Source organism: Flavobacterium sp. (assembly GCF_035760125.1).
Classification (GTDB): Bacteria; Bacteroidota; Bacteroidia; order Flavobacteriales; family Flavobacteriaceae; genus Flavobacterium.
This window is the reverse complement of the sequence record NZ_DASTTN010000284.1, coordinates 1-6798: the sequence shown is the minus strand read 5'-3', so window position 1 is coordinate 6798 and position 6798 is coordinate 1. Positions and strand designations below refer to the sequence as shown.

The following is a 6798-nucleotide window of genomic DNA, read 5'->3' as shown; positions in this document are numbered from 1 at the left end:
TGCGGTTCGATACGATGGTTTTCAATTTTGATATTATTTTTTAAATTGTATTCAGCTTCAATCTTATGAATACATTTTATAAATCTCGGTAATGGAATGGGTTTTACTAAATAATCCAATACTTCTAAGTCATAGCTTTCGGCTGCAAATTCCCTGAAAGCAGTTGTAATGACAACTCGAGTTTTATTTTCAATCAAACTGATTAATTCAAAACCGGTCATCATAGGCATGTTGATGTCAAGAAAAACTGCATCAACATTATTTGAATTTATAAATTCGAGTCCTTCTAATGAATTATTAAATGTACCAATAACCTCAAAGTCTGAAAAATTTTCAAAATAATTGAGCAATACTTTTATAGCTAAAGGTTCATCATCAATTATTACACATCTAATCTTCATTATATAAAGGTATTTGTATTTTGATTATATAAAAATTGAATTTTATCATTTGGTTTATGATAAAATTGTTTTTGTAAATTATTTTCAATCTTTTTTTAGTATTGGATAAACCGATTCCTTTTTTTGTTTTTAAAGGTGGTGAAATTACAAAATTATTTATTATTTCAAATTCAAGTTTTGATTTTACGATTCTGAAATTAATTTTTATTTTGAGATTTTCATTGTTTGCACCTCCATGTTTAAAAGCGTTTTCTATGAGTGAAATAAACAGTAATGGAGGTACTTTTATATTATCAATATCAGATTCTAGATTTATGGAAACTTCAACATTTTCAAATCGCAATTTTTCTATTTCGATATAATTCTGCATATAATCGATTTCATTTATCAATGGAACATATTGAGTGTCATTTATGTCATAAAGAACATACTCCATCAAATTGGAAAGTTTTATGATAACATCAGGAACCTTATCCGAAGATTCTAATGAAAGAGCGTAAAGATTATTTAGAGTGTTGAAAAAGAAGTGAGGCTGAATCTGATTCTTTAAATATTTTAATTTTATTTTATTTTGATTTTCTATTATCGCTTTGTTGCGATCTCTTTCTCTAAGCCAAGTCAGCATTAAATAAATAGAAGAGGCTATTGCAAGAACATACAATTCACCAATGCAAACAGCAACTATGTGATTAATTTCAAATGGTCTGTAATCTCTATTGGCTTCCGGCCAAATATTTTTTGAGATTATATAATAAGTGAGTCCTGTTTTTAATAAATAGACGACAGCTAAGCTTGCTAATAATGAAAAGGTATATTTAATGTATTTAGATTTTAATACAAACACAGGAATGAGTATTAATAAATTGAAATACACTAAAGGTATGTGAAGAGCAAATTCTATTAGATTCGATTTGAAGGAATAACTGTAATTATTAAAATAAGCTCCCCAACGTAAAAAGTTAAGCAAAAAGTAGATTCCCCAAAACCATATATGGTTTTTGAGTTTGATAGTGAAATTTATTTTTTTCATTTTAACACTTAAAAAATAGTATTGAATAGAAGTTCGAGTTATTTACTGTTTTAATATGCAACAATAATCATTTTGTTATTAAAAATGGGGTTTTGCTAAATAAAAAGTTGAAATAATGTTATAATGGTTAAAAAAATACAGAAGAAAACGTTTTCGAAAAACGCATTATTGATTAAAACATGTCGTTGGTTTAAAAAGTCATGCTGTTGGTTTAATTTATTTTTTTTAACAATACGTTAAGGATAATTTTACGCTATAACTAACAAAAATAATTTAAAAATGAGAAAAATTTTTTTAATCGTAATGATTATTTTTACTACGCAAGTTACCCTTGCGCAGTCAAAAAAAATCAATGGTTTTGTTTCGGATGCGACAGGTGCTCCTATATCTGGTGCAAATGTTAACGTAAAAGGCGAAACTAATGGTGCCTCAACAGATTTTGATGGTAAATTTTCAATTGAAGTTAAACCTGGTGCTACATTAGTGATTTCATACATAGGATATGAAACGCGAAATGTCGTAGTAGGAGAGTCTTCAACGATCGATGTAAAGTTGAATTCAGCAGCTTCTACAGCTTTAACTGAGGTGGTTGTAACTTCATTAGGTATCAAAAAATCTAAAAAGTCTTTGACTTATTCTGCACAAGAGTTAAAAGGAGAAGATCTAGTTAGAGCAAAAGATCCGAATCTTATGAATACGATTGCTGGTAAAATTGCCGGAGTTGCCGTAACTAAAAGTGCTGGAGGTACTGGAGGTTCTACAAAAGTTACTATTCGTGGAAATTCATCTACTACAAACAACAACCCTTTGTATGTTGTTGATGGTGTGCCAATGTTGAATATATCTTCAATTCAACCTAATGATTCGTTTGGTAATACTCAAGGTGGTAACCGTGACGGTGGAGATGTTATTGGTTTATTAAACCCTGATGATTATGATGGGATGACAGTGCTTAAAGGTGCTTCTGCAACTGCTTTATATGGTAGTCAAGGAGCTAGAGGGGTTGTTTTATTGACATCTAAAAAAGCCAAAGAAGGAGTTTCAACTTTCAGAGCTTCTTCAAATACTACAGTTGAAACAGCTGCCTATTTGCCAAAATTTCAAACTTCGTACATCGCTAAACCAGGAGCAGATGAATCATGGGGAGCTGCTCAAAGTACGCCAGATCATACAAGAGACTTTTTTGAAACAGGAATAACTCAAATATCTTCTTTTGGTTTTTCTACTGGGTCTCAAAATTCTGCAACTAATGTGTCTTATGCTAATACTTCAGCGAATGGTGTTTTACCAACTAATAGTTTGAGTAAAAATAACTTTAGCATCAGACAAATGGGGAAATTCTTTGGTGACAGATTGACGGTAAATGCTAATGCAAATTACACATCTCAATATGTAACAAACAGACCTACTAGTGGTTTATATTTTAACCCTCTTACAGGACTTTACTTGATGCCTAGAGGATATGATTTTAACGAATATAAAAATAATTTCGAAGTTTTTGATCCTGCAAGAAACATGATGGTTCAAAATTGGATGACTGATAGAGATATTGAACAAAATCCATATTGGGGATTGAATCGTAATAAATCTAAGGATGGTAATCAATATATGAATGGTTCTGTTGGATTGAACTATAAAGTTAATAACTGGTTATCTGTTGGGTCTAGATATAATTATGACAGAGTTACTTCACAATTTGACAAAGAAATTTATGCTACGACTCAGGGTACCTTATCTCATGTGAATGGTAGATATATCAGTATTGATGATGTGAGTACTCAGAATTATGGTGATTTAATTGCTACAATTAATACTAAATTCAGTGATGATTTAACATTTTTTGCAAACGTAGGTACAAGTTTTACAAAAACTTCAATTAATGATGAAACTGTTTTAGATTCTGACCCATCTGGTTTAGGGATTACAAACTGGTTTACTCTTCATAATTTTAATTCTAACACTGGTAATTATCAAAATTACGGATTCCGAAGAGAGCAACAATCTGTTTTTGCAGCTGCAACTTTTGGTTACAAAAACATGTTGTACCTAGATGTTACAGGACGTAATGACTGGTCTTCTACATTGGCAAATACAGGAAATATGTCTTTCTTTTATCCATCTTTTGGGGCAACTTGGCTTATTTCTGAAACTTTTACAATGCCAGAAGCAATTACATTTGGTAAAGTTCGTGCTTCTTATGCACAAGTTGGTAATGATGTTCCTGCATTTTACACTTCACCAACTTCTGCTTATACTGCAGCAAATCCACAAAATATCAATCCAACTGTTGGACCAAGACCAGGTACAAATTTAAAACCTGAAAGTCAAGATTCTTATGAGTTAGGAACTGAATGGAGATTTGTTAACAACAGATTTGGTATAGAATTAACGTATTACAGCAACAAAACTAAAGATCAATTGCTTACAATTCCTGCTCCAGCTACTAATGCTGAAGGATACCAAAATTATGCTTACAATGGTGGTATAATTGAAAATAAAGGTATTGAAGTATTAGTGAATGCAAGAATTGTTGATAATGACAAGTTCAAATGGGATGCTACTGTAAACTATTCAAAAAACAACAATAAAGTTTCTGGATTACCAGAAGAATTGGGAGGTACAGTTATTTTGACTCAGCCAGGTGTTAACAGTTATAGATATTCATTAATCAACGGTCGTCCATTTGGAGTTATTGAAGGTATCAATCTTAAGAGAGATGATCAAGGAAGAGTTTTATTGAATGCTGATGGTTCAATCCAAAAAACTGGTTTCGAAGAGGTAGGAAATGCAAATCCAGATTATATGTTAGGTTTAACTAACTCATTTAAATATGGTAATTATTTCTTAAACTTCACAATTGATGGACGTTTTGGAGGAGATGTAATGAGCTTGACTGAAGCTGTAAACGACAAATTTGGTGTTTCTAAAGCGACTGGAGATGCAAGAGACGCTGGTGGTGTTGCGATTGATGCAGTTTATGCTCCTGGTACACCAAATGCAGGACAGGCTTATGCGGGTAAATACCCAGCGGAGAGCTACTATAGCCAAGTTGGAGGTAGAGAAGGTGCAACAGGAGAATATGTTTACAATGCTACTAACGTAAGTTTGAGAGAATTGGCTTTAGGATATACATTTGATATTAAAAACAGTAAAATTTTCAAAACAGCTAATTTATCTTTAGTGGGAAGAAATTTATTCTTCTTCTACAAAGATGCACCATTTGATCCAAATATTTCTTTGAGTACAGGTAATGGTTTACAGGGGATTGATGTTTATGCAGCACCATCTACAAGAAGTATCGGTCTTAATTTAAATGTAACTTTCTAATCTATATCATCATGATACTAAATAAAATAAAAACAACTGCTATATGCGCTTCATTGCTTGCAGCGGTAAGTTGTACAAGCGATTTCAACGAAATTAACACTAATCCAACTGGGATTACCGCCAAAGATCTTGAGCAAGATTTTAATCATGTAAAAGTTCCTTTCGCTACTGTTTTTACAGGGATTTTCAATACAACACACTGGAAATATCAATTGCAACAAAACCTAAATGCAGATATCTGGTCCGGTTATATGGCTACTCCGACTCCTTTTAAAGGGGCGGCAGGAGATAACTCAAATTATAACTATGTTGATGGTTGGAATGGTTTTATCTGGAGTTTGCCTTATACAGATGTAATGGCAAATACACTTAAAATCGAGCAAAGAACAAAAGGGAAGTATGATCAATTCTATGCTATTTCTTTGATCTTAAAAGTGGAAGGAATGCACAGGGTTACGGATGTGTTTGGACCAATTGTATATTCTCAATTTGGTACTACAGATGCTACAATTCCTTATGATTCACAGGAAGAAGTTTACACTAAAATGTTTTCTGAACTTGACTTTGCTGTTACAGAATTGACTAAAAGAGTAAATGCTGGTGAAGCTTCAACTTTTGTGAGTACAGACATGAGTGGTTATGCAGGTGATTACAAACAATGGGTTAAATATGCAAATTCATTGCGTTTGCGTTTAGCTATGAGAATTGTTAAAATTAAACCAGCTTTGGCTAAAACAGAAGCTGAAAAAGCAATTAGTCATCCTTTTGGTGTAATGACTACAAATGCTGATATCGCTAAAGTTATTATTCCTAATTATATAGATCCAATTTTAACTATATCTTCTTCATGGGGTGATATTAGAATGTCTGCTGATATGGAATCTATTATGAATGGATACTCCGATCCAAGACTTGCTAAATACTTTAAGGAATCTGCTGATTTTCCGGGTGAATACAGAGGAGTTCGTACAGGTATTAATATGATAGCTAAATCAGATCGCACTGGTATGTCTGAAATTGGTTCAATTGTTGGTTCAAATGAAAATGTGTTAATGACAACAGCTGAAGTATATTTCTTGAGATCTGAAGGAGCTTTGAGAGGTTGGAATATGGGTGGAACGGCTCAAGCTTTATATGAAGCTGGTATAACTACTTCATTTACACAACATGGTGCTTCAGGAGCATCGTCTTACATAGCTGATAATGTAAGTATGGCTAAAGATTTTGTTGATGTTAAAGATGCTGCTAATAATGGAGCAGCTGTAAATAAGGTTACTGTTGCTTGGGATGCTGCTGCTGGAAATGAGGTGAAATTGCAAAAAATCATTACTCAAAAATGGATTGCTAACTTCCCAGAAGGTCAAGAAGCTTGGTCAGAATACAGAAGAACTGGATACCCAAAATTATTAAGAGTGTTGCATAATACTAGTGGTGGAACAATAACTACTGAATTTGGTCCACGTAGAGTAAACTTCGTACAGACTGAGAAAGATGGTAACCCTGGTGGTGTGGCTACAGGTCTAGCTAAATTAGGAGGACCTGATAATGGAGGAACTAGACTTTGGTGGGATACTACTGGAGCTAATTTCTAAAAATTAATGATAGTTATTTTTTTATTCCAGACAGGTGAATACCTGTCTGGATATAAAAAAAAATGAAGAATTGAAAAATGATGTTGCAAGATTTTTTTAATTGATTTTAAAGGTTTTATAACCGATCGCTCCGATTTTTAAAGTGTTTTTTCTTTATTTTAAGAGCTTATTATTATTGAAATTTCTTTTTATTTTTTAGAAAATAAAATTTATATATAAACAGAACTTATATGGTTTTGTTTCAAAACAACTAGAATTAAAATTATAAACACAAGACATAAATATTTCAAGTTTAAGAATTTAATGACTTATTGATATTTACGTTACTACTCCTTAAGATTTAAAATATATAATTATAAAAAAACATGAGAACAACATCAATTATAGGTAACGACATAAGCTTCAAAAAAGCGGGTCAGTTTGAAGATACCCGTTTTGAAAAAATCCA

At 32.2% G+C, this 6798-nt stretch carries 4 protein-coding genes; 2 read left to right on the top strand and 2 right to left on the bottom strand.

Annotated features, from left to right (window positions below):
- Together VFS71_RS10245 and VFS71_RS10240 are read right to left on the bottom strand one after the other, a co-directional pair.
- The coding region (locus tag VFS71_RS10245) for a LytR/AlgR family response regulator transcription factor (RefSeq protein WP_326401105.1) at positions 1–401 on the bottom strand (401 nt) is incomplete at its 3' end.
- Entirely contained in the window at positions 391–1431 is a 1041-nt protein-coding gene (locus VFS71_RS10240; RefSeq protein ID WP_326401104.1) for a sensor histidine kinase, read from the bottom strand. The genes VFS71_RS10240 and VFS71_RS10245, both read right to left, overlap by 11 nt.
- A gap of 279 nt (positions 1432–1710) precedes the next feature.
- Between VFS71_RS10240 and VFS71_RS10235 the strand changes: the two genes are divergently transcribed.
- Positions 1711–4758, top strand: a complete 3048-nt coding sequence (locus VFS71_RS10235; RefSeq protein WP_326401103.1) for a SusC/RagA family TonB-linked outer membrane protein — start codon at positions 1711–1713, stop codon at positions 4756–4758.
- An 11-nt stretch (positions 4759–4769) separates the two neighbouring features.
- Entirely contained in the window at positions 4770–6350 is a 1581-nt protein-coding gene (locus VFS71_RS10230) for a RagB/SusD family nutrient uptake outer membrane protein (protein WP_326401102.1), read from the top strand.
- Positions 6351–6798 lie beyond the last annotated feature (448 nt).

What these genes read in the sequence shown, in the direction of transcription:
- VFS71_RS10240 (WP_326401104.1), bottom strand. Translation starts at nt 1,431, where the DNA reads ATGAAAAAAATAAATTTCACTATCAAACTCAAAAACCATATATGGTTT.
- VFS71_RS10235 (WP_326401103.1), top strand. Translation starts at nt 1,711, where the DNA reads ATGAGAAAAATTTTTTTAATCGTAATGATTATTTTTACTACGCAAGTT.
- VFS71_RS10230 (WP_326401102.1), top strand. Translation starts at nt 4,770, where the DNA reads ATGATACTAAATAAAATAAAAACAACTGCTATATGCGCTTCATTGCTT.